The 23,023-nt window shown below is 66.6% G+C and carries 19 protein-coding genes; 11 read left to right on the forward strand and 8 right to left on the reverse strand.

The features are described from left to right. Nucleotides 1-36 precede the first annotated feature (36 nt). From ACEN9P_RS07320 to ACEN9P_RS07330, 3 genes are all read left to right on the forward strand, one after another. Entirely contained in the window at nt 37-1,278 is a 1,242-nt protein-coding gene (locus ACEN9P_RS07320) for an MFS transporter (protein WP_495621546.1), read from the forward strand. A 2-nt stretch (nt 1,279-1,280) separates the two neighbouring features. Beyond that, nucleotides 1,281-2,321, forward strand: a complete 1,041-nt coding sequence (curA, locus tag ACEN9P_RS07325) for an NADPH-dependent curcumin/dihydrocurcumin reductase (protein WP_495621547.1) — start codon at nt 1,281-1,283, stop codon at nt 2,319-2,321. Nucleotides 2,322-2,469: 148 nt separating this feature from the next. Continuing rightward, complete coding sequence (locus ACEN9P_RS07330; protein WP_495621548.1) at nt 2,470-3,285, forward strand: sugar phosphate isomerase/epimerase family protein; 816 nt, start codon at nt 2,470-2,472, stop codon at nt 3,283-3,285. Nucleotides 3,286-3,324: 39 nt separating this feature from the next. Here ACEN9P_RS07330 and ACEN9P_RS07335 read toward each other — a convergent pair whose 3' ends face one another. After that, a complete protein-coding gene (locus tag ACEN9P_RS07335; RefSeq protein ID WP_495621549.1) occupies nt 3,325-4,101 on the reverse strand; it encodes an AraC family transcriptional regulator in 777 nt (258 codons plus the stop codon). A 133-nt stretch (nt 4,102-4,234) separates the two neighbouring features. Here ACEN9P_RS07335 and ACEN9P_RS07340 point away from each other — a divergent pair, with 133 nt between their 5' ends. Next, nucleotides 4,235-4,936, forward strand: a complete 702-nt coding sequence (locus ACEN9P_RS07340; RefSeq protein ID WP_495621550.1) for an MSMEG_1061 family FMN-dependent PPOX-type flavoprotein — start codon at nt 4,235-4,237, stop codon at nt 4,934-4,936. A 147-nt stretch (nt 4,937-5,083) separates the two neighbouring features. On the opposite strand, the gene ACEN9P_RS07345 is transcribed toward ACEN9P_RS07340, so the two are convergent. The 6 genes from ACEN9P_RS07345 to ACEN9P_RS07370 all read right to left on the reverse strand — a co-directional run bounded on the left by ACEN9P_RS07345 (nt 5,084) and on the right by ACEN9P_RS07370 (nt 13,613). Next, on the reverse strand, nt 5,084-6,379 hold the full coding sequence (locus ACEN9P_RS07345; RefSeq protein WP_495621551.1) for a D-amino acid dehydrogenase: 1,296 nt from the start codon (nt 6,377-6,379) through the stop codon (nt 5,084-5,086). Nucleotides 6,380-6,524: 145 nt separating this feature from the next. Then, a complete protein-coding gene (locus ACEN9P_RS07350) occupies nt 6,525-7,976 on the reverse strand; it encodes an NAD-dependent succinate-semialdehyde dehydrogenase (RefSeq protein WP_495621552.1) in 1,452 nt (483 codons plus the stop codon). Between the two features lie 100 nt (nt 7,977-8,076). After that, nucleotides 8,077-9,918, reverse strand: a complete 1,842-nt coding sequence (locus ACEN9P_RS07355; RefSeq protein WP_495621553.1) for an ABC transporter ATP-binding protein — start codon at nt 9,916-9,918, stop codon at nt 8,077-8,079. Between the two features lie 146 nt (nt 9,919-10,064). Further along, on the reverse strand, nt 10,065-10,934 hold the full coding sequence (locus tag ACEN9P_RS07360) for an ABC transporter permease (protein WP_477662784.1): 870 nt from the start codon (nt 10,932-10,934) through the stop codon (nt 10,065-10,067). Continuing rightward, nucleotides 10,931-11,887, reverse strand: a complete 957-nt coding sequence (locus tag ACEN9P_RS07365) for an ABC transporter permease (RefSeq protein ID WP_495621554.1) — start codon at nt 11,885-11,887, stop codon at nt 10,931-10,933. Before ACEN9P_RS07365 ends, ACEN9P_RS07360 begins: the two co-directional genes overlap by 4 nt. Before the next feature lie 100 nt (nt 11,888-11,987). Then, nucleotides 11,988-13,613: an ABC transporter substrate-binding protein gene (locus tag ACEN9P_RS07370; RefSeq protein ID WP_477662786.1), complete on the reverse strand. Its 1,626-nt coding sequence runs from the start codon at nt 13,611-13,613 to the stop codon at nt 11,988-11,990. 424 nt (nt 13,614-14,037) lie between these two features. Between ACEN9P_RS07370 and ACEN9P_RS07375 the strand changes: the two genes are divergently transcribed. After that, nucleotides 14,038-15,519: an aldehyde dehydrogenase family protein gene (locus tag ACEN9P_RS07375; RefSeq protein WP_495621555.1), complete on the forward strand. Its 1,482-nt coding sequence runs from the start codon at nt 14,038-14,040 to the stop codon at nt 15,517-15,519. Nucleotides 15,520-15,546: 27 nt separating this feature from the next. Next, on the forward strand, nt 15,547-16,518 hold the full coding sequence (locus ACEN9P_RS07380; RefSeq protein WP_495621556.1) for a threonine/serine dehydratase family protein: 972 nt from the start codon (nt 15,547-15,549) through the stop codon (nt 16,516-16,518). An 83-nt stretch (nt 16,519-16,601) separates the two neighbouring features. Here the strand turns inward: ACEN9P_RS07380 and ACEN9P_RS07385 are convergent, their stop codons facing one another. After that, complete coding sequence (locus ACEN9P_RS07385; RefSeq protein WP_495621557.1) at nt 16,602-17,594, reverse strand: ornithine cyclodeaminase family protein; 993 nt, start codon at nt 17,592-17,594, stop codon at nt 16,602-16,604. Nucleotides 17,595-17,944: 350 nt separating this feature from the next. Between ACEN9P_RS07385 and ACEN9P_RS07390 the strand changes: the two genes are divergently transcribed. From ACEN9P_RS07390 to ACEN9P_RS07410, 5 genes are all read left to right on the forward strand, one after another. Beyond that, complete coding sequence (locus ACEN9P_RS07390) at nt 17,945-19,270, forward strand: NAD(P)/FAD-dependent oxidoreductase (RefSeq protein WP_495622149.1); 1,326 nt, start codon at nt 17,945-17,947, stop codon at nt 19,268-19,270. A gap of 160 nt (nt 19,271-19,430) precedes the next feature. After that, entirely contained in the window at nt 19,431-20,096 is a 666-nt protein-coding gene (locus tag ACEN9P_RS07395) for a haloacid dehalogenase type II (RefSeq protein WP_495621558.1), read from the forward strand. Beyond that, nucleotides 20,093-21,139 (forward strand): phosphotransferase, encoded by a 1,047-nt coding sequence (locus ACEN9P_RS07400; protein WP_495621559.1) that lies wholly within the window; start codon nt 20,093-20,095, stop codon nt 21,137-21,139. The genes ACEN9P_RS07395 and ACEN9P_RS07400 overlap by 4 nt, the downstream gene beginning before the upstream one ends. Continuing rightward, entirely contained in the window at nt 21,136-22,479 is a 1,344-nt protein-coding gene (locus ACEN9P_RS07405) for an aspartate aminotransferase family protein (RefSeq protein WP_495621560.1), read from the forward strand. Before ACEN9P_RS07400 ends, ACEN9P_RS07405 begins: the two co-directional genes overlap by 4 nt. Nucleotides 22,480-22,511: 32 nt before the next feature. Continuing rightward, nucleotides 22,512-23,012 carry an Lrp/AsnC family transcriptional regulator gene (locus ACEN9P_RS07410; RefSeq protein ID WP_495621561.1) on the forward strand — a complete coding sequence of 167 codons (501 nt, stop codon included), beginning with the start codon at nt 22,512-22,514 and terminating at the stop codon, nt 23,010-23,012. Nucleotides 23,013-23,023: the final 11 nt, after the last annotated feature.

A 23,023-nucleotide genomic window follows, 5' to 3' on the forward strand; every position in this document is an offset into this window, starting at 1 on the left:
CCCTGTCTCCAACAAGGCTTCAAGGCTTCATATCCCATGTCATCCAACTCCTGCTCTGCCTGCCTGGATCCACTGTCCGCAGGCGCTCCTCCCGCCAACCATCCACCCGCCGAGGCCGCCGCGCTCTGGCCGGCGGTCGCATCCCTCTCCCTGGGCGTGTTCGGCCTGGTCACGGCGGAGTTCCTGCCGGCCAGCCTGCTGACCGCCATGGCGGCCGACCTGCACGTCACGGCGGGTGCCGCGGGCCAGGCCGTCACGGCCACGGCGCTGGTCGGCGCGGTGGCCGCGCCCACCATCCCCTTGCTGACGGCGCGCTTTGACCGCAAGCGGGTGCTGCTGGCGCTCACCGCGCTGCTGCTGGTGTCCAACCTGCTGGCCGCGACGGCCGGCTCGCTTTCGGTGCTGCTGTTCGCGCGTGTGGTGCTGGGCGTCGCGCTCGGTGGCTTCTGGTCCATGGCGGCGGCGCTGGCCATGCGCCTGGTGCCTGAGCGGCTCTTCCCGCGCGCGATGTCGCTGGTGCTGACCGGCGTCTCCATTGCCACCGTCTGCGCGGCGCCCGTGGGCGCCTGGATGGGCAGTCTCTGGGGATGGCACAGCGCTTTTGTCGCGGCAGGCGTTGTCGGCTTGCTGGCCTTTGTGGTGCAGCTGGCGGCCTTGCCGGCCCTGCCACCGCGCGACCAGGCCAGCCTGAAGGGCCTGCGCGACCTGCTCACGCGCGGGCCGGTGCGCATTGCGCTGCTGGCGGTGCTGCTGGTCATATCCGGCCACTTCGCGGGCTTCACCTATATCCGGCCCGTGCTGGAAGACGTGACCAAACTGCCCGTAGCGGCGATTTCCGCCGTGCTGCTGGGCTACGGCATAGGCGGTTTCTTCGGGAACTTCGCGGGCGGCTGGCTGGCGGGGCACGGCGAGCGCTACGCCATCGTCGCCGGCAGCGCGATGATCGCCGTGCTGGCAGCTGCGCTGCTGGTGGGCGGCAGCTCCACCGTGGTCACCGCCGTGGCTGTGAGCTTGTGGGGCTTCGCCTTCGGCGCATTCCCGGTGGGCTTTCAGACCTGGATAGTGCGCGCCGCGCCCGACCAGGCGGAAGCCGCGGGCGGCTTGCTGGTCGCCGCCTTCCAGGTTGCGATTGCCACGGGCGCCATCGCGGGCGGCCTGATCGTCGACCGGACCGGGGCACTCGGCGCCCCCGCATTTGCCATGGTGGCCGTGGCCCTGGGCGGCTTGCTGGCCTGGCGGCGCGGCCCTGTTCCCGCCATGGCCGGGGTGCGAAGCTGATCATGACAAGCCCGCAAGCACACGCCCCCATCAACCGGCGCATCACTCTGGCGGCGCACCCGCGCGGCCTGCCCGTCGCGTCCGACTTCCACCTTGTGACCGGGCCCGTGCCGCGCCCGGGTGAAGGCCAGGTGCTCTTGCGAACGCAGTTCCTTTCGCTGGACCCGTATATGCGCAACTTGATGGACAAAACCGGGCCTGGGTACGCGCCACCCGTTCCGCTGGGCGGCACCATGCCGGGCGGCACCGTCAGCCGCGTCATCGAATCCAGGCATCCCGCCTATCGCGCTGGCGACCTGGTGCTCGCCAACAGCGGCTGGCAAGACTACGCCCTGAGTGACGGCAACGAGCTGCAGGCCCTGGGCGACATGGCCAGGCCTTCGCTGGCGCTGGGTGCGCTCGGCATGCCGGGCTTCACGGCGCATGTCGGCCTGCTGGACATAGGCCGGCCCAAAGCCGGTGAAACCGTGGTGGTCGCCGCGGCAACCGGCGCGGTGGGCGCCATGGTCGGCCAGATCGCCAAACTCAAGGGCGCGCGCGTCGTAGGCATCGCCGGCGGTGCAGACAAGTGCCGGCAAGCCGTGGCCGAGCTGGGTTTTGATGCCTGTATCGACAGGCACGACCCCTTGTTTGCGGCGCAGCTTGCCGCCGCATGCCCGGCGGGCATAGACGTGTACTTTGAGAACGTCGGCGGCGAGGTGCTGCTGGCGGTGCTTCCGCTGCTCAATATTGGCGCCCGCATGCCCGTGTGCGGTTTTGTCGCGCATTACAACGACACGGCAGGCGCTCCCGGCGCCAATCACATGCCGCAGTTCCTGGCCGCCATCCTGCAAAAACGCGTGCACGTGCAAGGCTTCATCATTCTTGACCACTACGGCCCGCGCTTTGATGTGTTCCGCCGCGATATGGAGGAATGGGTCCACAGCGGGCAAATTCAGGCGCGGGAAAGCGTTGTAGACGGCCTTTTAAATGCGCCCGCCGCTTTGTCGGACCTGCTGCAGGGCCGGCACGCCGGCAAGGTGGTCGTGCGTGTGGAGGCGTAGCGGCGCATAGCGCCGCACCGAAAGGTCGTCGGCGCGGATCTCGGGTGCGCGGCTGCTCAAACTTTCCCGGTCGCACTGAAGCCCTTGCTTGTTTTGGCGGTAAATTGCTGTTGTCCAGACCCCTGTCCCAAGAGCCAGCGCCAAAAGCATGACCCGCCCCATTTCACTCGCCGCCCTGACCGTGCTGGAGCTAACGCCACCCGAGATGGTGAGCTGCGCCTTTGATGCCGGCTTCAGCCATGTCGGCATTCGCCTGCTGCCCGCAACGCCCACCGAGCCGCAATACGACATCGTGGGAGACACGGCTATGCTGCGCGAAGTCGAGGCTCGCCTGGCGGACACCGGCATCAAGGTGCTCGATGTGGAGATCTTTCGTCTCAAGCCCGACACCCGGATCGGCGACTACGAAGCCGCGATGGCCACCGCCGCCCGGCTGGGTGCAAGCGAGTTGCTCGTGGCCGGCAACGATTCCGATGAGGCCCGGCTGACCGACACCTTCGCCGCATTCTGCGACCTCGCCGGGCGCTATGGGCTGGCCCCCTCCCTGGAGTTCATGCCCTGGACCGACGCGAAAGACCTGGCCCAGGCCGCGCGCATTGTCGAGCACGCCGGCCGCGGCAACGCGGGTGTGCTGATCGATGCTTTCCACCTGAGCCGCTCGCGCAGCCGCATCACGGACATCGCCAACATCCCGCCCTCGCGTTTGCGCTTCATGCAGCTGTGTGACGTGCCCGCGGCCATTCCGCCGACGATGGACGCCATCCTCGCCGAGGCCCGCGGCGAGCGCCTGTTTCCCGGTGATGGCGAGGTGGACCTGCCCGGCCTTCTGCGCGCGGCGCCGCGCAACATCCCGCTCAGCCTCGAAGTGCCGGCGCATACGCTGGCGCTCACTGTCGGCGCCACGGAACGTGCGCGGCGGGCGCTTGCCGCCACGCGGCGTGTGCTGGCCCGGCTTGAGGCGTGAGGAAGGAGAGCGCCCCCTCGCCGTGCCGCCCGCGCGGCTTCACAGGCGGGCTTTGTAAGCGGCGGGAGTCTCGCCAAAGGTACGGCGGAAAAGCGTGATGAAGGCGCTCGCGGTGGAATAGCCCAGGTCCAGGGCCACCGTCGTCACGGCGGCGCCCGCCGCCAGCATTTCAAGCGACCGCATCAAGAGGGCGCGCTGCCGCCATTCCGTGAAGTTGAAGCCCGTCTCGGCAACAAAGCGCCTGGTCAAGGTGCGCGTACTCATGGCCGCGAAATCAGCCCAGTGCGCCATGTCGCGATCATCCGCCGGATCCGCGATCAGGGCGCGAGCGACACGCTGCAGGCGCGGGTCTTTCGGCAAAGGCAGGCCGAGCGGCTCAACAGGCAGTGTCCGGATTTCGTCCAGGATGACGCCGGCAAGGTGCGCCTGCGCGCCGCTCAGGGGTTCACTGGCATTGACAGGCCAGCGTGCGGCGCGAAGCACGGCCTCACGCAGCAGCCCGGACAAGCGGATGGTGCAAGGCTGTGGCGGCAAGTCGCCGCAGGCGGACTCCGCAACATACACGCTCCAGCCGTGAAAAGGCCCATGCGTGCGTCCGGAATGCATTTGGCGAGGCGGCAGCCACACAGCGTGGATCGCTGGCACCAGCCAGACCCCTTCCTGCACACCCACGGACAACAAACCACGCATGGAACCGAAAAGCTGGCCGCGCGCATGCTGGTGCGGCTGCGCCGCCAGCTCATCCTCATGGCGGCCTTCCGCGGCAAAAAGCACCGGGCCACCTGCCAGGTTGATGTAGTCGTCCAGGTGGCTCATGGGGTCGTGCATGGCGGATTTGAGATATTGAATGGCCGATACAGTTTACGGGAGCCATTCAATCGTGCTTAGGCTTGGGGTCTTCTACTTCTTCTAATTCTTTTACTTCTTCTACTTTTAAGAAGGCCATCTCATGAAGACACAAAACGCCGGATCACCCACCCAAGACGCGACCCCAGCGAAGCCCCAGCAAGCGCAAGCGGGCGCCCAAGTGCCGCAAGCTGATCTCGACGCGCTCTATGCGCCGCCGTCCGAAAGAATCCAGCGTGCCGTGCTGGACCACCTGGTCGACTTTCACAAGGCATACCTGCGCAAAGCCACATTCTTTTGCCTGGCGACGGGGAGCGAGCATGGATTGGACGCCTCGCCGCGCGGCGGACCGCCCGGCTTTGTTCACGTACTCGACGACAACACGGTCGCATTTGCCGACTGGCCGGGCAACAACCGGATCGAATCATTGCGAAACCTGCAGCGCGACCGGCGGCTTGCGATGGTCTTTCTGTTCCCGGGGCTGGAGATCTTTCTTCGCATCAACGGCCGGGGACGCGTCTCTACCGATCATGACTTGTTGTCCGATCTTCGCGAAGGGATGCGCACACCCAAAGCAGCAACCGTCGTGCAGATCGACGAGGTGCTGTTCCACTGCGGCAAGGCCGTCAATCGTGCCCAGCTCTGGGAGCACAGCTCAAGGCTGGATCGCGACACCTTGCCCACAGTGGGTGACATGCTCGCGGCCATCAGCCGGCTCCAAGATGCCTCCAGCGATCTCGATGACGCGCAGGTTCAGCAAATCAACGAACACTACGATCAATCAGTGCGCAATGACCTGTACTGAAGGTCGACTGCCATTCGACTGTCGCGCTATTTGCAAGATTGGGGGAGGATTTGTGTGGCCGCATAACTTCGCTGCGCGAAGTGAGCGTCCACCAAACCCCGCAGTGCGCTTGTTCTGGGCAATAGTCGTAAACAAGTTCACAAGCAGTTAGTCGAATTGAACTGCCCCCCAAGGGCCGGCCCATGGCCGTGATTCCAGCTGCGCATAACGCTGCACCGAAAGGTCGTCGGCGCGGATCTCGGGTGCGCGGCCGCTCATGACATCGGCCAGCAGGCGCGCGGAACCGCAGGCCATGGTCCAGCCCAGCGTGCCGTGGCCGGTGTTGAGGTAGAGATTGGGCAGCGGCGTGCGGCCCACCAGCGGTGTGCCGTCCGGGGTCATGGGCCGCAGGCCGGTCCAGAAGCTAGCGTCCTCGACATGGCCCGCGCCGGGGAACAGGTCGTTCAGGCACAGCTCCAGCGTTTCGCGGCGCCGCGGGTTCAGGCGCAGGTCAAAGCCGCGCAGTTCCGCCATGCCGCCCACGCGGATGCGGCGGTCAAAGCGGGTGATGGCGATCTTGTAGCTCTCGTCCAGCACGGTCGACACCGGCGCGCGGCCGGCATCGGCGATGGGCACGGTGATCGAATAGCCCTTGACCGGATAGACGGGAATCTTCAAAGCGTCGCCCAGCATGGCCGTGGAATACGAGCCCAGCGCCATCACATAGGCATCGGCTTTCAGCAGGCGGCCGCCCTGCAGCACGCCGGCCACCTGGCCGGCACAGACTTCGACGCGGTCTATGGCCTCGCCGAAAGAAAAGCGCACGCCCATGGATTGGGCCAGGTGGCCGATACCGGTGGTAAACAAGTGGCAGTCGCCCGTCTCGTCGCCGGGCAGGCGCAGGCCGCCCACCAGCGGCCCGGTGGCGATGGCCGGCTCCGCGCGCACCAGTTCGTCAGGCCCCAGCAGCTCGTAGGGAACACCGGCAGCACGCAGCACGGCCACGTCCTTGCTGACAGCGTCGAGTTGCGCCTGGGTGCGGAACACCTGCAGTGTGCCGCCCTCGCGGCCCTCGTAGCGCAGGCCGGTGTCCCCGCGCAGCTGCGCCAGGCAGTCGCGGCTGTATTCGGCCAGCCGCACCATGCGTTCCTTGTTCACCGCGTAGCGCCGCGGGCTGCAGTTGCGCAGCATCTGCCACATCCAGCGCAGCTGGTCCATGCTGCCGTCCAGGCCTATGGCCAGCGGCGCATGCTTCTGGAACATCCAGCGCAGCGCCTTGAACGGCACACCGGGCGCGGCCCAGGGCGCGGCATAACCGGGCGACACCTGGCCGGCATTGGCAAAGCTTGTTTCCCGCGCGGGCCCGGGCTGGCGGTCGACCACCGTGACCTCATGGCCCGCCCGGGCCAGGTAGTAGGCCGTGGTGGTGCCGATCACGCCGGCGCCCAGAACAAGTACTTTCACGTCCGATCCTCAAGCCGCAAGAACGGCACAGCGTGTGCGAGCCGAGGTGCCGAGCAAGAGCACTCGCGGAACCGGCTTTGCCGGGCCGCAGGGTGCGCCCCCTTGAGGGGGAGGCGCCGAAGGCGCTTCGGGGGTGTCGGGAATGTCATGTGAGGTTCCCTTGGCAGAGATACTTGGTGTGCAGGTAATCGTCCAGGCCCCAGTGCGAGCCTTCGCGGCCGTAGCCCGATTCCTTCACGCCACCGAAGGGCGCGGCCTGCGCGGCGATGGCACCTTCGTTGATGCCGACCATGCCGGTCTCCAGCGCCGAGGCCACGCGCCAGATGCGTTTGACGTCGTTCGAATAGAAGTAGCCGGCCAGGCCGTAAGGCGTGTCGTTGGCCAGTGCGACAACTTCCTCTTCGGTCGCGAAGGGGAAGATGGCGGCCACGGGGCCGAAGGTTTCCTCGCAGGACAGGGCCATCTCTTTGGTGGCACCGGTCAGCACCGTGGGCGCGTAGTAGTTGGGCCCGGTGGCGACGTCATTGCGCACGCGGCAACCGCCCACCACCGCCTTGGCGCCCTTGGCCACGGCGTCGTTCACATGGCGCTCTATCTTGTCCAGCGCACGGGCATTGATCATGGGGCCGATCTCGGCCTGCGGCCAGGTCGCGGGACCGACCTTCAGCGCGCCCACGCGGGCCGCCAGCTTGTCGACAAAACGGTCGTGTACCGTCTGGTGGACGTACACGCGGTTGGGGCTGACGCAGGTCTGGCCGCCGTTGCGGAATTTCGAGGCCATCAAGCCTTCGACGGCCGCGTTGATGTCGGCATCTTCGAACACGATGAAGGGCGCGTTGCCGCCAAGCTCCAGGGACAGCTTTTTGAGCGTGGTGGCGGACTCGCGCGCCAGCAGCTTGCCCACCGGCGTGCTGCCGGTGAAGCTGATCTTGCGAACGCGGCCGTCGGCCAGCCATTCGCCGACCACTTCCGGCGTGCGATCGCGCGAGGCGGGCACGATGTTGAGCACGCCGGGCGGCACGCCCGCTTCCTCGGCCAGCTTCACCAGCGCCAGGGAAGTGAGCGGCGTGTCTTCGGCGGGCTTGGCGACCACGGTGCAGCCGGCGGCGAGCGCGGGCGCAATCTTGCGCGCGATCATCGCGGCCGGGAAATTCCAGGGCGTGACCACGGCCACGACGCCAACGGCTTCCCGCAGCACGATGTAGCGCTTGGAGGTGACGGGCGCGGCGATGACTTCACCGTGGGCGCGCACACCCTCTTCCGCGAACCATTCCACATAGCCCGCGGCATAGGCGATCTCGCCGCGCGATTCGGCCAGCGGCTTGCCCTGCTCGCGAGAGATCAGCGCGGCCAGCGGCTCCACGTCGCGCTCTATCAGCGCCTGCCATTTCTTGAGGATCAGGCAGCGCTCGCGCGGCGGGCGCGCCCTCCAGGCATGCAGCGCCCCGGCCGCGGCATCGGCGGCCAGGCGCGCATCGGCGGCGCCGCCATCGGCGACGGTGGCGATCAGGCTGTCGTCGGCCGGGTTGCGCACCTCGAATTGGCGAGCGTCCTGGGCCGCCTGCCAGCGGCCTCCAATGAAGTTCAGTGTTTCCATGTCGGTTCAATCAGTTCAGTTCGGATGAAAAAATTCCCGGCGCCACCCGGGACGGCGACCTCCATACGCACGCAGCGCTCCCCGGATCAGGCCTTGCGAATCAGGCCGTGCATTCGCGCGGCTGCGCCTTGTTTTTTTGCAGCTGCAGCAATTCATCGGCGCTGCGGTGGCAGAACACTTCCACGCCGCCCTCGAGCTCATGCCGCGGCGGCGTCTTGCTGTCGCACAAACCTGCGACACGCAAAGGACATCGGTCCAGGAAGCTGCAAATGCCCGCGCGGTCTACGGGCGCCTGCACCAGCGGCAGGGCCGCGCGCTGCGCCGCCCCGACTTCTTCCAGCCATCCCTGGCGCAATTCCGGAACGGAGTTCGCCAGCAGATGGAAGTAGGGATGGCGCGGCGCATGCGCGAAAGCCGAGCGGGTCAGCGACTCGACCTTCTGGCCGGCATACAGCACCACGATCTCGTCGCACACGGCGCGCACGGTGTTCATGTCGTGGCTGATGAACATGTAGGACACGCCGATCTCCTTGCGCAGCTGCGCCAGCAGGTCGAGGATGGCGGCGCCCACCACGGTGTCGAGCGCGGAGGTCACTTCATCGCACAGGATCAAATCGGGGTCAGCGGCCAGCGCGCGCGCCAGGTTGACGCGCTGCTTCTGCCCGCCGGACAGCCCCACGGGCAGGCGCCGTGCGCAAGCCTGCGGCAGTTGCACCAGGTCCAGCAGCTGCGCGATGCGCTTGTCCAGCGCCTCGCCCTTCAAGCCGCGGTACAGCTGCAGCGGCCGCGCCAGGATCTCGGCGATGGTGTGCGAGGGATTGAGCGCCGTGTCCGCCATCTGGAACACGATCTGGATGCGGCGCAGTTCCTCAGGCGTGCGCTGGCTCACCAGGCGCGGCAGCGGCTTGCCGTCGAACATGATCTGCCCGCCGGCGGGGCCTATCAGCCCGGCGACAGCACGGGCCAGCGTGGTCTTGCCGGAGCCGGACTCGCCGATCACGCCTATCGCCTGGCCGCGGTACAGGCGCAGGCTCACATCGTCGAGCACCGGGGAGGCGGGCCGGCCGTGCTTGTCCAGCGGGCCGTAGCCGGCGACCAGGTTGCGCACTTCCAGCAGCGGCGTGGCGCCCTCGGCGTGCGCCTCACCCGTGCGCGCCTTGGGGTTGGCGGCGGCGATCAGGCTGCGTGTGTAGTCGTCTTTCGGTGTGGTGATGATCTGCTGCGTGGTGCCGATCTCGCGCTCGGCGCCGTCGCGCAGCACCAGGATGCGGCCGGCCATCTGGGCCACCACCGCCAGGTCGTGCGTGACATAGACCGCCGTGGTCTTGCGCTCGCGCACCACGCGGCGAAAGGCGTGCAGCACCTCGATCTGGGTGGTGACGTCCAGGGCCGTGGTGGGCTCGTCGAAGATCACCAGGTCCGGGTCGCTCATCAGCGCCATCGCGGCCATCAGCCGCTGCAGCTGCCCGCCCGAGACCTGGTGCGGATAGCGCTGGCCTATGGTGTCGGGCTGCGGCAGCGCCAGCTCGCGGAACAGCGTCACGGCTTTTTTCTCGGCATCGGCGCGGGGCATCAGGGAGTGGATGCGCGCCGTCTCCACCACCTGGTCCATGATGGTGCGCGACGGGTTGAAGGAGGCGGCGGCACTCTGCGCGATGTACGACACGCGCCGGCCGCGCAATTGGCGGCGTTCGGGTTCGGTGAGTGCCAGCACGTCGGTGTCGCCGATGCGCACGCTGCCTCCGGCGATGCGGCAGCCGTGCCGTGCGTAGCCCATGAGCGCCAGGCCTATGGTGGTCTTGCCGGAGCCGGACTCGCCGATCAGCGCCAGCACCTCGCCGGGTGCTATGCCAAAAGAGACGCCTTTGACGATTTCTATTTCGCCGCCAGCGGCGGCCTGCGCCACGATGCGCAGTTCATTAACAAGAACAGTTGCACCCATGTCAGTTATCCATGCTGCGGAACACCCGCAACGTATGAAGGCCGAGGGTCCGTTCGAGGGCACTCGTGGAACCGGCTTTGCCGGGCCACAGGGTGCGCCCCCTTGAGGGGGAGGCGCCGAAGGCGCTTCGGGGGTGGTTTTTCACTTCAGTGTTTCTCCCTGTCGGCGTCGGTATGGCCCGGTAAGTTGTCGATCACGAGGTTGACCGCGATGGTCAGCGCGGCGATGGCAAACGCCGGGGCGAGCACCGAGACACCGCCTACCGGCAAGGCACCCAGGTTTTCGCGCACCAGCGAGCCCCAGTCGGCCATGGGCGGTTGCACGCCCAGGCCCAGGAAGCTCAGGCTCGCCAGCAGGCGCAGGGCGTAGACGAAACGCAAGCCCATGTCGGCCAGCAGCGGGCCGGTGATGTTGGGCAGGATCTCGCGGCGCATGACGTAGCCGTGGCCTTCGCCGCGGGCGCGCGCCACCAGCACGTAGTCCATGGCGTTGATGTTGATCGCCAGCGAGCGGATGATGCGGTAGGCACCCGGCGTGTAGACGATGGCGGCCACGGCAATGAGCAGCGTGACCGAGGAACCGAAGCCGGCGATGATCACCAGCGCGAACATCTTGCTCGGGATGGAGACCAGGGTGTCGAGCAGCCGGCTCAGGGCCGAATCCACCCAGCCGCCCGTCACGGCGGCCAGCAGGCCCAGCACAGCGCCCACGCCACAGGCGATCAGCGTCGCGACGAAGGCCACGCCGATGGTGTAGGGCGTGCCCACGATGATGCGCGTGAGCATGTCGCGGCCCAGGTAGTCGGTGCCCAGCCAGTGTTGCGCACCCATGCCCTGGAACACGCCGGCATCGGACATCTCGCCGAGTGCGCTGTCCGGCACGAAGCAGGCGTAGATCGCCACGGCCACCCAGAAGGCCAGCACGGCCAGGCCGAACTTGCCGGCGCGCGACCAGCCCGAGAGCCAGGCGCGGCGCTTGGTAGCGGCGTTCGAAGGAACAAGAGTCGCGACGTTCATTGGTGCCTCAGGCGTGGGTTGGCGACGATGCCGCACACGTCGGCGAGCATCACCAGGATCAGGTAGGCGGCGCAGAAGATCATGGCGCAGGCCTGCACCAGGGGCATGTCCCGCTGGGAGACGGCGTCCACCATAAGCTTGGCGATGCCCGGGTAATTGAAGATCACCTCGATGATGATCACGCCGCCCAACAGATAGGACAGGCTCAGCGCCACCGCGTTGGCGATGGGGCCGATGGCATTGGGCAGCGCGTGGAACAGCACGGTACGCGCGGCGCTCGCGCCTTTGAGCCGCACCATCTCGATATAGGCCGCCGCCATCTGGTCGATGACGGCCGCGCGCGTCATGCGCAGCATCTGCGCCACGATCACGCTGCCCAGGCTGAGCACCGGCAAGGCGAAGGAGCGCAGCATTTCGCCCGGCGAGGAAATGTTGACATCGTAGGAGAGCGCGGGCAGCCATTTGAGCTGCACCGCGAACACCAGCACGGCCAGCGTGGCCACCAGGAATTCCGGCACCGACACCACGGCCACCGTCGCCATGCTGGTGAAACGGTCAAAAGCCGAGCCGCGCCGCAAGGCGCAGAGGATGCCCAGGCCCAGGGCCAGCGGCACGGAAAACGCCGTGGTCACCGCGGCCAGCAACAGCGAGGCGGGCAGGCGGCTGTTAACGGCCTCACCCACCGGCATGCCGGTGACCACCGACTTGCCCGCATCGCCCCTGGCCATGCCGCCCAGCCAGTCGAAGTAGCGCAGCACCGCGCTACGGTCCAGGCCCATCTCCTTGCGCAGCGCCGCCACCGCTTCAGGCGTGGCGTCCTGCCCCAGCTTCTCCTCGGCCGCGTCGCCGGGCAGCACGGCGGTGATGGCAAACACCACCACCGACACCGCCAGCAGCGAGGCCAGGCCGGAGACGATCCGGCCACCGACAAGTTTCAAAATGGTGAAGTTCATACAAGGCTCTCACATACCAGTGCCGGCGCGGAACCGGCTTTGCCGGGCCGCAGCGGGCGCCCCCTTGAGGGGGAGGTGCCGAAGGCACTTCGGGGGTGCTTCATGCTTCCAGCCAGACGTGTTCAGCAAAGCCATAGCCCATCATCCCGCCCAGCGGGTTCGTCTGCAGGCCCTTGAGCTTCTTGTTGTGGCCGTCCAGGCTGGAGAGGAACATCGGGATGCCGATGCCGCTGTCCTGGTTGATCATGGCCTGCATGTCGGCGTACATCTGGGTGCGCTTGGCCGCGTCGGTTTCGGCGCGCGCGCCCACCAGCAGCTGGTCGAACTTCTCGTTCTTCCAGCCCGATTCGTTCCACGGTGCGTCGGACTTGAAGAACAGCGTCAGGGCCAGGTCGGCCGTGGGGCGTGTGTTGACGTTGCCGAAGCCCACCGGGTGCTTCATCCAGTGCTGCGACCAGAACCCGTCGGCCGGCATGTTGCGCACATCCAGGTTCAGGCCGGCCCCGCGCGCGGCATGCTGCAGCACCAGGGCCATTTCCACCGAGCTGGTTGCGGCGGAGGAAGCCACCACCGGGATGGCGGCGCTGCCCAGGTTGGCCTTCTTCAGATGCCATTTGGCTTTTTCGGGGTCGTAGGGGCGCTGCGGCAGGCCCTTGGCGAAGAAGCGGTTGCCTGGGGCAATGGGCTGGTCGTTGGCCACCACGCCGCGGCCCAGCTGGATGGACTTGAGCATCTGCTCGCGGTTGAACAGCAGCTTCATGGCCATCACGAAGTCCGGGTTGGCGCCCGGGCCACTGTCGCGCCGCATGATCAGGTCGGTGTACGACACACCCTTGGTCTCGAAGATGACGGCCTTGCCGCTGCCGTTGATGCGGTCGATGGAGCGTGGGTTGACCGTGCCGATCAGGTCCAGCTCGCCGGCCAGCAGCGCGTTGACGCGCGCCGACTCGTCGGCGATGCCCACGTACTCGATCTCGTCCAGGTAGGGGCGCCCGGGCTTCCAGTAGTTTTCATTGCGCACGCCGATGGAGCGCACGCCGGGCTTGAACTCCTTGACCTTGTAGGGGCCGGTGCCTATGCCGGCGTTGAAGTCGGTCGTGCCGTCCTTGACGATGTGGAAGTGGTAGGTGGCCAGGATGGCCGGCAGGTCGGCATTGGGCGCCACCAGGCGCACGGTGACTTCGTTGGGGCCGGTGGCCGCCACGTCCTCGATCTGGTCGGCCAGCACCTTGGCCTTGGAGCCGGTGGCCGGGTTTTTGTGCCGCATCAGCGAGAACACCACGTCGGCCGGCGCCAGCGGCTTGCCGTCGTGGAAGGTGACGCCCTTGCGCAGCTTGAAGACCCAGGTCTTCGCGTCCTTGGTGGTGAACTCCTCGGCCAGCGAGGGCTGGGGCGCGAGGCTGCTGTCCAGCCAGGTCAGCCCGTTGTAGAAGGTGAAACCGCGGGCGTAGTCGGCCTGGTTGGCCTGCTTGGCCGGGTCCAGCGTGTCGCTCACGGAGGAGACCGCGCCCGCCACCTTGATGCGGCCGCCCTTGCGCGGCGTTTGCGTTTGCGCCTGCGCGCTCGCGGCAATCCCGGCAATGCCGCCGGCCAGCGTGGCCTGCATGCCGCCGGCCGCCAGCATCGCCAGCACGTCGCGCCGGTTGGCACCGCGTTGCAACGCACCAAGAATGCGCGTGCTCTCTTCAGGGCCGATCAGGCCGTCCAGCTGCTTCTTATCTGCCATGGTGTTCTCCTGGTTTCTCGTGGGGGGTAAAGGCATTGGAGCACCGCGCGACCGGGGATATGCCTTGATCGTACGGGGGTGCGTGGTTAAAACTGCGGTTTTGTGGATGGCCGGCGGCATGGTGTGCGGTGCGCCTGCGGCGGCTTGCGGCCCACGCCCCGCGGGTGTCGCAGGCCGGTGCGCCAGGGCGGTCGGAGCCGCTGGACTTGGGACAAAAGCGCATGAAAACGTCCTCCTGCAAGGGTGGTGCAAAGCCTGGGCGACGTCGCCGGCGCCTTCCAATGAATGCTATTGAAGAGCCGCCGCAGATGCTGCGGTTGTGCGCCGCTTGTGCACTGTTCATGCCGAATGCCCGCGCCTAAACGGCAGATCAATTCCGGGGCAGGGGCGTACCATGACTTCGATTCTTATTGAGAGGGCAATCATGGGAAATGGCGACGCGAAACGCCTCGTAGAGCAACTCACAAGCAGCGGCCTGCTGGACCGCCTGTACATAGGCGGCGAGTGGGTGCTACCCATGGGGCACGACCGAACCAGCGTCATCGACCCATCGACGGAGGATGCCGTCGCGGAGATCGCCCTGGGCAATGCGCAGGACGTGGACGAGGCGGTGATCGCGGCGCGATTCGCCTTCAAGACCTGGTCCGTCAGTTCGCCGCAAAGCCGGGCTGCGCTTCTTGGCCGCGTGCACAGCCTGATCCTTGAACGGGCGGAGCTGTTTGCCCAGGCGATCTCGCTGGAGATGGGCGCTGCGATCAGTACGGCGCGCAGCGCGCAGGTTCCCATGGCGGCAGAGCACATCCGCGTGGCCCGCGACAACGCGGGCAGCTACCCTTTTGTCATCCACCGCGAGGGCATGGCCCTGATGCGCGAGGCCATAGGCGTGTGCGGCCTGATCACGCCCTGGAACTGGCCGCTTTACCAGATCACCGCCAAGGTCGGCCCGGCCCTGGCGGCGGGATGCACCATAGTCCTCAAGCCCAGCGAGCTGTCGCCTCTGAGCGCCCTGCTCTTCGCCCAGGTGCTGCACGACGCCGGCATCCCGCCGGGCGTTTTCAACCTGGTGAACGGCAGTGGGCCGGAAGTCGGCGCCGCCCTGGCCACGCACCCCGACGTGGACATGATCTCGATTACCGGCTCGAACCGGGCCGGTGTCCTGGTGGCGCAGGCTGCGGCGCCTACGGTCAAGCGCGTGGCCCAGGAGCTGGGCGGCAAATCGCCCAACCTCATCCTGCCCGATGCGGATCTCGCTCGCGCCGTGCCGGCGGGCGTGGCCGCGGGCTTTCGCAACGTGGGCCAGTCCTGCAGCGCCCCGACGCGCATGATCGTGCCGCGCGAACGCCTCGCGGAAGTCGAGCGGATCGCCTGTGAAGCAGCCGCCGCATTCGTTGTTGGCGACCCGCGCTCACCGCAGACCACACATGGCCCCGTGGCCAACCGCGCGCAGTTCAACCGTGTGCAGGAAATGGTTGATGCGGGCATCGCCGAAGGCGCGCGGCTCATTTGCGGCGGCCCCGGCCGGCCGCAGGGCCTGGAGCGCGGCTTCTACGCGCGCCCGACCATCTTCTCCGACGTGAATCCGCAGATGCGCATCGCACAGGAAGAAATCTTCGGGCCGGTGCTGGCCATCATTCCCTATGACAGCGTGGACGAGGCCGTGGAGATCGCCAACGGCACGCTCTACGGCCTGGGCGCCCATGTCCAGGGCGGGGACCTGTTCGCGGCGCGCGCGGTCGCGGCACGCATACGTTCCGGGCAGGTTCACATCAACTACCCGGCCTGGAACCCCAACGCCCCCTTCGGTGGCTACAAACGCTCGGGCAACGGCCGCGAGTATGGGCTGGAAGGCCTGCAGGAATACCTGGAGACCAAGGCCATCCTGGGCTGGCAGGGTGCGCCGGGCTGAAACAATATTCGAAAAGCAAAAAACAAGATGCGCAACTACCCGACCCTCCAGGACATCCGGGAAGCCCGGGAACGGCTGAAGCCGCACATCCGGCATACGCCGTTGTTGCGGGCAGAGAAGATCGAGCCAGCCCTTGGCTGCCAGCTTTATCTCAAGCCTGAAACCCTGCAGATCACGGGCGCCTTCAAGATTCGGGGAGCCCTGAACAAGGCGCTGTCGCTCCCGAGAGAAGAGATCGCGGGCGGCCTGATTGCGACTTCTTCGGGCAACCATGCCCAGGGCATCGCCTATGCCGCCAGGATGCTGGGCGTCAAGGCGATCATCGTCGTTCCGGTGACCACGCCCAGGATCAAGATCGAGAACACCCGGGCCCTGGGAGCGGAAGTCATTCTTTTCGACGGCGACACGGCCGCCCGATGGAAAAGGGTGTGCGAGCTCGCCGAAGAGAACCGGTACACGGCGGTCCACGGCTTCGAAGACCCGCTGGTCATGGCCGGCCAGGGAACCATAGGATGCGAGATCCTGGAGGACCTGGAGGATGTGGACACGGTCATCGTTCCCCTGGGCGGCGGCGGCCTGATTTCGGGAATCGCCACCGCCATCAAGGAAACCAAGCCGTCGGTGCGTGTCATAGGCGCGGAACCCGCCTTGACGCCCAAGTACTTCCAGAGCCGGATCAACAAAGAACGCACCTCGCTTCCGCTGAAGAACACCATCGCGGATGGCTTGCGAATCAGCGTTCCGGGCCAGAACCCGTTCCCCATCATCGAGAAGTACGTGGACGAGATCATCCTCGTGGAAGACGAGCACATCGTCGCGGGCATGCGCGCGCTGGCGAGAGATGCCAAGCTGATCGCCGAACCCGCAGCTTCCATCGGCGTCGGGGCCTTGCTGGCCGGCCTTGTCAAGCTCAGGCCGAATGAGAAGGTCTGCACGGTATTGACCGGCGGGAACTGGGACCTGTGCGACCTGGCCGAGATCTACAAAGACGCTGGATAAGCGCAGTTCGAGCAAATACCCGGAGCAAGCATTTGGAGCAAAAAAAAGCCGCTGAGCGGCTTTTTTATTGCTCCGGTGAAATCTTATTCGAGGAAATCGAAGAAGGCGCCGACCTTGTTCTCGATGGCGTTGCGGTAAATCTTCGCCGCCGTCGTGTTGTCCTGGATGGCCATGCCGGTGGCGTCGAAGAGGGTGATCTCCTCGTCGTTCTCCCGCCCCGGCTTCCTGCCCAGCAGGATCTCGCCGATTTCCGCATGGATATCGCCCTGGGCGATGATTTTCGCGTTGATGGGATGCTGTGTTTCGCCTTTTTCGACGCATTGCGCGATGGAGTCGACGACGACTTTCGCTCCCCGGAAAATCTGCGGATCCAGTTCCTGCTTGCCTGGCGCATCCGCACCGATCGCGACGATGTGCGTGCCGGGCTTGATCCACTGGGCTTCAACCAAGGAGCCTTTCCCGCGGGTAGTGGTGATCAGGATGTCGGCGTTTTCTACGGCCTCCTTCTTGGAGACGGCCATGACCACGGGAATGCCGAACTCGCTCTCGATGTCCGCCTTGTACCTGGCCAGCGTCTCGGGATGGTGGTCCCAGGCATGGATTTCTTCGATCTTCATCACCTCCCTGATGGCGCGTATCTGCATCCTGGCCTGGTTGCCGGTGCCTATCGAAGTGATCTTCCTCGCGTTCTTTCTTGCGAGCGCCTTGACCGAAACGGCGCCGCACGCGCCGGTCCTGAGGCCTGTGAGCAGGCTTCCGTCCATCACGCAGACCAGGGCGCCGCTCATGCCGTCGAACAGCAGCACGGTCCCCATGCCGTTGGGAACCCCGTACTGTTCCGGGTTGCCGGTAAACCCGCCCGAGGACGCCTTCATGGAGATCATTTCGTTGCCCTGGTTGTAGCCCAGCTTGAAGTCAATCTCCCCGCGATGGGATGGCAGGTCGATGCCGATGTAGGGGGGCTGTATCACCTGGCCGCTGTTGAAGGCTTTGTAGGCCTCCTCCACCGTCACTATGACTTCCTTCATGCGGATCAATCCGCGGACGTCTTCTTTCTTGAGCAGCAGTGTTTTCACGGTGATGTTTCTCCATTCCTGTGTGGACAAGTACAACACGAAGGGCTTGCACAAAGTCTTGTTTTCACACGGCGGCGGCACAGAAACCCCGGTATTCAGGGCGGCGCGCAGCATAGGCAGCCGGCCGGGCCATCGGGCCCCGGGGGGCGGGCTTTGCACGGGGCCGGCGGCATGATGGGCGGCGGCTCCAAAGCAGATTCTCCTTGGCATCCGCCGAGAACAGCATTGTCCATTGCGGGGGGGCCGCAATCCGGCAGTACCGGCTGCCCTCCCTCCCCTACCATGGCAGCATGAACCCGCCGCTGACCATGCACCGCGCCCAGGGCGCCGCAACGACAATGCCACCTACCCTGCCGCAACCCCTGCGCCTCCTGGAGACGTCGCCCACCCCACCGGCCAGCGCCGACGTCGTCGTGATCGGCGGCGGCATCATCGGTGTGTTTACCGCCTACTACCTGGCCAAACGCGGGCTGTCGGTCGCCCTGGTCGAAAAAGGCCGCATAGGCGCCGAGCAATCGAGCCGCAACTGGGGCTGGTGCCGCCAGCAGAACCGCGACGCGCGCGAGCTGCCCATGGCCACCCGCAGCCTGGAGCTCTGGGACCAGTTTGCCGCCGACAGCGGCGAAGACACGGGCTTCAAGCGCTGCGGCCTGCTCTACCTCAGCGACGACGAGGCCCAGATTGCGGGCTGGGCCAAGTGGCGCGAGTTCGCGATCACCGCTGGCGTGACCACCCACATGCTCAGCGGCAGCGAAGCTTCCGAACGCGGGCGGGCCACCGGCCGCGCGTGGAAAGGCGGCGTCTTCTCGCCCAGCGACGGCACGGCCGACCCGGCCAAGGCGGCGCCGGCTGTTGCGGCCGCGCTCATCAAGCTGGGCGGCACGGTCCACCAGAACTGCGCCGCGCGCGGCATCGAGATGGAGGGTGGCCGCCTCAGCGGCGTCGTCACCGAAGCCGGGACCATCAAAACCCGCGCCGCGGTTCTCGCGGGCGGTGCATGGGCATCGTCCTTCTGCAACCAGCTCGACGTGCGGTTTCCGCTGGCCACGATACGCCAGTCCATCGTGCGTGTGGCTCCGCCGGCGCAGCAACTGCCGGCCGCGCTGGCCGGCCCCAACGTTGCCGTCACCCGGCGCCCCGACGGCCATTACGTGCTGGCCATCAGCGGCCGCGGGCGCGCCGACCCCACGCCGCAGCTGCTGCGTTTCGCGCCGCAGTTCATCCCCATGTTCGCCAAGCGCTGGCGCAATGTGTTCCCCGGCGGCCTGGAAGGCATGCGCTGGGGCCACGAAACCCGCGCGCGCTGGAAGCTGGACGACATCACGCCCATGGAACGGGCGCGCATCCTCAACCCCAGGCCCGACGCCGCGGGTGTCCGCGAAACCCATCGCCGTGCCGTCAAGCTGTTGCCCGCACTGCGTGAAGCCCGCATCGCCAACACCTGGGCGGGCTATATCGACAGCACGCCCGACGGCGTGCCCGGTATCGGTGAACTGCCGCAGGTGCCCGGGCTGATCCTGGCCGCGGGTTTTTCAGGCCACGGTTTCGGCATAGGCCCCGGCGCGGGCCACCTGATCGCCGACATCGTGTCCGGAGCCGAGCCGATCTTTGACCCCAAGCCTTTTGATCCTGCGCGGTTCAATGCATCGGCCTGGGGCAAGGTGGCTGATTTCTAAGAGGCGCGCCGCGGACGCGGCGGCGGAAAACCGGGGCCATGCAAAGTTCCGGCAAGAGCCCGGATTGAAACGGATTCCACTTGCGCCGCCTGTGAATGCGGCATTTCAAAAGGCGGCGAATTCATAGACTTGTATCCACCTCAACAGCGTGGATCCTTCTATGACATTCAAACCCAAATTCATCAGCTTCGACTGTTACGGCACGCTCATCAACTTCGAGATGGGCCCCACCGCCAAGCGCCTGTTCACGGACCGCGTGCCGGCCGGCCGCATGCCGGCCTTCCTGGACAGCTTTCGCGCCTATCGCCTCGACGAAGTCCTGGGCGAGTGGAAGCCCTTCTTCAACGTGGTGGAAAATTCCATCCAGCGCGCGTGCAAGGCGCACGGCATCGACTATCAACCGTCGGACGCCGTGGCGCTGTACGACGCCATCCCGACCTGGCAACCGCATCCCAATGTTGTCGAGGTGCTGGAGGCGATCGCACCGCACGTCCCTCTGGTGATCCTCTCGAACTCGATGGTCGACCTGATCCCGGCGAGCGTTGCCCACCTGAAGGCGAAGTTCCACGCGGTCTACACCGCCGAGGAAGCGCGCGCCTACAAGCCGCGCTTCCAGACCTTTGAATACATGTTCGACCGGCTCGGCTGCCCGCCCGACCAGATGATGCATGTCTCGTCGAGCTTTCGCTACGACCTGATGACGGCTTCCGACCTGGGCTTTATGGCCAAGGCCTTTATTGACCGCGGCCACGAGCCGACCTCCGAAAACTTTGGTGTCAGCAAGCTGACCGACGTCCGCCAGCTTCCCGGTCTGCTCGGCCTATGACCCAGCTGAGCACCACCGCGCCCGACCTGGCCCCCGCGGCGGTGGAGGCGCTGGTCCATCGCCTCTACGGCATCGAGGGCAGCACCCAGCCGCTGGCGGGCGAACGCGACCAGAACTGCCTGGTGGAGGCGTCGGACGGCCGCCGCTACGTCTTCAAGATCAGCAACCCCTCCGAACCGCCCGCGGTGGTCGACTTCCAGATCGCGGCGCTCGAGCACATTGCCCGCGCCGCACCGGAGCAGCCGGTGCCCCGCGTCGTGCGGACACTGCAAGGGCACACGCATGACACCATCAAGCTCGCCGAGGGTGTCCAGACACGCGTGCGCATGCTGAGCTACCTGGACGGCATCCAGATCCGCCAGACCGAGCGCACCGCCGCGCAACGGCATGCCATGGGGGCCGGGCTTGCCGGCTTGAACCGCGCATTGCACGGCTTCGCGCATCCGGGCGCGGCGCATGACTTGCTGTGGAACGTCGCCACGGCGCATCGGCTGACCGAACAGCTGGACAGCCTCGTGGACGGCAAGCGCCGCGCGCTGGCCCAGGTATTCATGGAGCGCTTCAAGGTGCACGTGCTGCCGCGCCTGTCATCGCTGCGGTCCCAGGTGATCCACAACGACTACCACCTCTACAACGTGCTGGTCGCTCCCAACGATCAAGCGCGCATCGTGGGCATCATCGACTTCGGCGACATGGTGCATGCGCCGCTGGTCGGCGAGGTGGCGACTGCCGCCGCTTTCCACATGGCCGGCTGCCTCGACCCTTTCGAGGGGCCGGCCCAGTTCGTGGCCGCCTATCACGCGGTGCTGCCGCTGGCCGACGCCGAACAGGAGGTCCTTGCCGACCTCCTGGCCACGCGCCACCTCATCACGGCGCTGATTTCGGAATGGCGCGCCGCGCGCTACCCCGAAAACCGCGCCTACATCATGCGACACAACCCCGCGGCGTGGGAAGGCCTGTCCCAGATGGCCGATCTTTCCCGCGACACCGCACGCGACCGGCTGCTGGCCGGCGTACACCTACCCACAGGAGCCACTCCATGAAAAGCACCACCGACCTCAACATGGTCAACGCCTATATTCCCGGCCGCGCCGACGTGGGCCCGGCCACCGCGCAAATGATCGCGCGACGCGACGCCCTGCTCGGCCCGGCCTACCGCCTGATGTATGAACGGCCGCTGCACATCGTCAAGGGCGAAGGCGCCTGGCTGATAGACCCCGAGGGGCGCCGCTACCTCGACGCCTACAACAACGTGACCTCGCTGGGGCATTGCCACCCGGCGGTGACCGAGGCCATCTGCCGGCAGGTGCAGACGCTGGCGACCAACACACGCTACCTGCACGACACGATCCTCGAACTGGCCGAACGCCTGCTGGCGAGCGTACCGGGGACCGACCTAGCCCACCTGATGCTGACCTGCACCGGCAGCGAGGCCAACGACCTCGCCTATCGCATCGCCAAGGTGCACACCGGCGGCACCGGCATGATCGTGACCGACACCGCCTACCACGGCATCACCGATGCCGTGTCCAAGTTCTCACCCTCGCTGGGCGTGAGCGTCGATCTCGGCGCCCATGTGCGCCTGGTGCCGGCGCCGCGCCTGTACCACGCCGGGGGCGCCGACCTGTCCGAACGCTTCACCCGCGACGTCGAGGCGGCCATCGCCGACCTGAAGCGCCATGGCATCAAGCCGGCCGCGCTGATTGTCGATTCGCTGTTCACCAGCGACGGCATACTCCCTGGGCCGGCGGGTTTCCTGAAGGGTGCGGTCGACGCGATCAAGCGGGCCGGCGGTATTTTCATCGCCGACGAAGTCCAGCCCGGGTTCGGCCGGACCGGCGAACATCTTTGGGGCTTCCAGCGCCACGGCCTGCAGCCCGACATCGTGACCATGGGCAAACCGATGGGCAACGGCCAACCCATCGCGGGTCTGCTGGCGACTGCCGACGTACTGGCGGAATTCGGCAAGAGTTCGCGCTACTTCAACACCTTCGCGGGCAATACCGTTTCCTGCGCGGCGGCGCTGGCGGTGCTGGACACCATAGAGCGGGACGGGCTGGTGCAGCATGCCGCCCAAGTGGGGAGGATTCTTCACGACGGCATCGCCGCCCTGGCATCCCGGCACGAAGCCATCGGTGACGTGCGCGGGGCGGGCCTGTTTGTCGGGGTCGAACTCGTCTCCGACCGGGCATCGCGCGCGCCGGACCGCGGCTTGACGAGCCAGGTGGTCAACCGGATGCGCGACAAGGGCGTGCTGATCAGCGCCTGTGCGATGGGGCACAACGTGCTCAAGATCCGCCCGCCCCTGGTGCTCTCGGCGGACCAGGCCGGCCTCGTCATCCAGGCCCTCGACGAATCCCTGGCTGAAGCGCGAATGGCCTAGCCGCAACCAGCATCCGGCGCTACCATCCGGCCATGACCCCGGCAATGTCCCTGGACCGCTTCGACCTCAAGATCCTCGCGCACCTTGAGCGCGAGGGGCGCTGCTCGAATGTCGAGTTGGCGGAAGCCGTGGGCCTCAGCCAGAGCCCCTGCCTGGTACGAACGAAACGGCTGCAGGAAATCGGCGTGATTCGCGGCTATGGCGCCGACATCGCGCTGGAGAAGCTGGGCAATTGTGTGGTCGTTTTTTCCGAAGTGACGATCAGCAGCCACCGGCCTGCGGACTTTCGCACGTTCGAGCAGGCCCTGAATCGGCACGGCGAAATCGTGGAGTGGTACAACGTCAGCGGCGGTTACGACTACCTGCTCAAAATCGTGGCGCCGAACGTCGGCCATTTTCAGGCGCTGATGGAGCGCCTGCTGCAGGACGATATCGGGATCGGAAAGTTCACCAGCCGGATCGTCCTGCGCCAGTCATCGCGCAAGCGCACGCATCCGCTCAATCTCATCGCGGCGCAGCTGGATAGAGGTTGACGCGGCGATCC

Source organism: Polaromonas sp. Polasp52 (assembly GCF_059491565.1).

Excerpts from the sequence above, each read along its gene's own strand:
- ACEN9P_RS07320 (WP_495621546.1), top strand. The coding sequence starts at position 37 with ATGTCATCCAACTCCTGCTCTGCCTGCCTGGATCCACTGTCCGCAGGC.
- curA (WP_495621547.1), top strand. The coding sequence starts at position 1,281 with ATGACAAGCCCGCAAGCACACGCCCCCATCAACCGGCGCATCACTCTG.
- ACEN9P_RS07330 (WP_495621548.1), top strand. The coding sequence starts at position 2,470 with ATGACCCGCCCCATTTCACTCGCCGCCCTGACCGTGCTGGAGCTAACG.
- ACEN9P_RS07335 (WP_495621549.1), bottom strand. The coding sequence starts at position 4,101 with ATGAGCCACCTGGACGACTACATCAACCTGGCAGGTGGCCCGGTGCTT.
- ACEN9P_RS07340 (WP_495621550.1), top strand. The coding sequence starts at position 4,235 with ATGAAGACACAAAACGCCGGATCACCCACCCAAGACGCGACCCCAGCG.
- ACEN9P_RS07350 (WP_495621552.1), bottom strand. The coding sequence starts at position 7,976 with ATGGAAACACTGAACTTCATTGGAGGCCGCTGGCAGGCGGCCCAGGAC.
- ACEN9P_RS07355 (WP_495621553.1), bottom strand. The coding sequence starts at position 9,918 with ATGGGTGCAACTGTTCTTGTTAATGAACTGCGCATCGTGGCGCAGGCC.
- ACEN9P_RS07360 (WP_477662784.1), bottom strand. The coding sequence starts at position 10,934 with ATGAACGTCGCGACTCTTGTTCCTTCGAACGCCGCTACCAAGCGCCGC.
- ACEN9P_RS07365 (WP_495621554.1), bottom strand. The coding sequence starts at position 11,887 with ATGAACTTCACCATTTTGAAACTTGTCGGTGGCCGGATCGTCTCCGGC.
- ACEN9P_RS07370 (WP_477662786.1), bottom strand. The coding sequence starts at position 13,613 with ATGGCAGATAAGAAGCAGCTGGACGGCCTGATCGGCCCTGAAGAGAGC.
- ACEN9P_RS07375 (WP_495621555.1), top strand. The coding sequence starts at position 14,038 with ATGGGAAATGGCGACGCGAAACGCCTCGTAGAGCAACTCACAAGCAGC.
- ACEN9P_RS07380 (WP_495621556.1), top strand. The coding sequence starts at position 15,547 with ATGCGCAACTACCCGACCCTCCAGGACATCCGGGAAGCCCGGGAACGG.
- ACEN9P_RS07395 (WP_495621558.1), top strand. The coding sequence starts at position 19,431 with ATGACATTCAAACCCAAATTCATCAGCTTCGACTGTTACGGCACGCTC.
- ACEN9P_RS07400 (WP_495621559.1), top strand. The coding sequence starts at position 20,093 with ATGACCCAGCTGAGCACCACCGCGCCCGACCTGGCCCCCGCGGCGGTG.
- ACEN9P_RS07405 (WP_495621560.1), top strand. The coding sequence starts at position 21,136 with ATGAAAAGCACCACCGACCTCAACATGGTCAACGCCTATATTCCCGGC.
- ACEN9P_RS07410 (WP_495621561.1), top strand. The coding sequence starts at position 22,512 with ATGACCCCGGCAATGTCCCTGGACCGCTTCGACCTCAAGATCCTCGCG.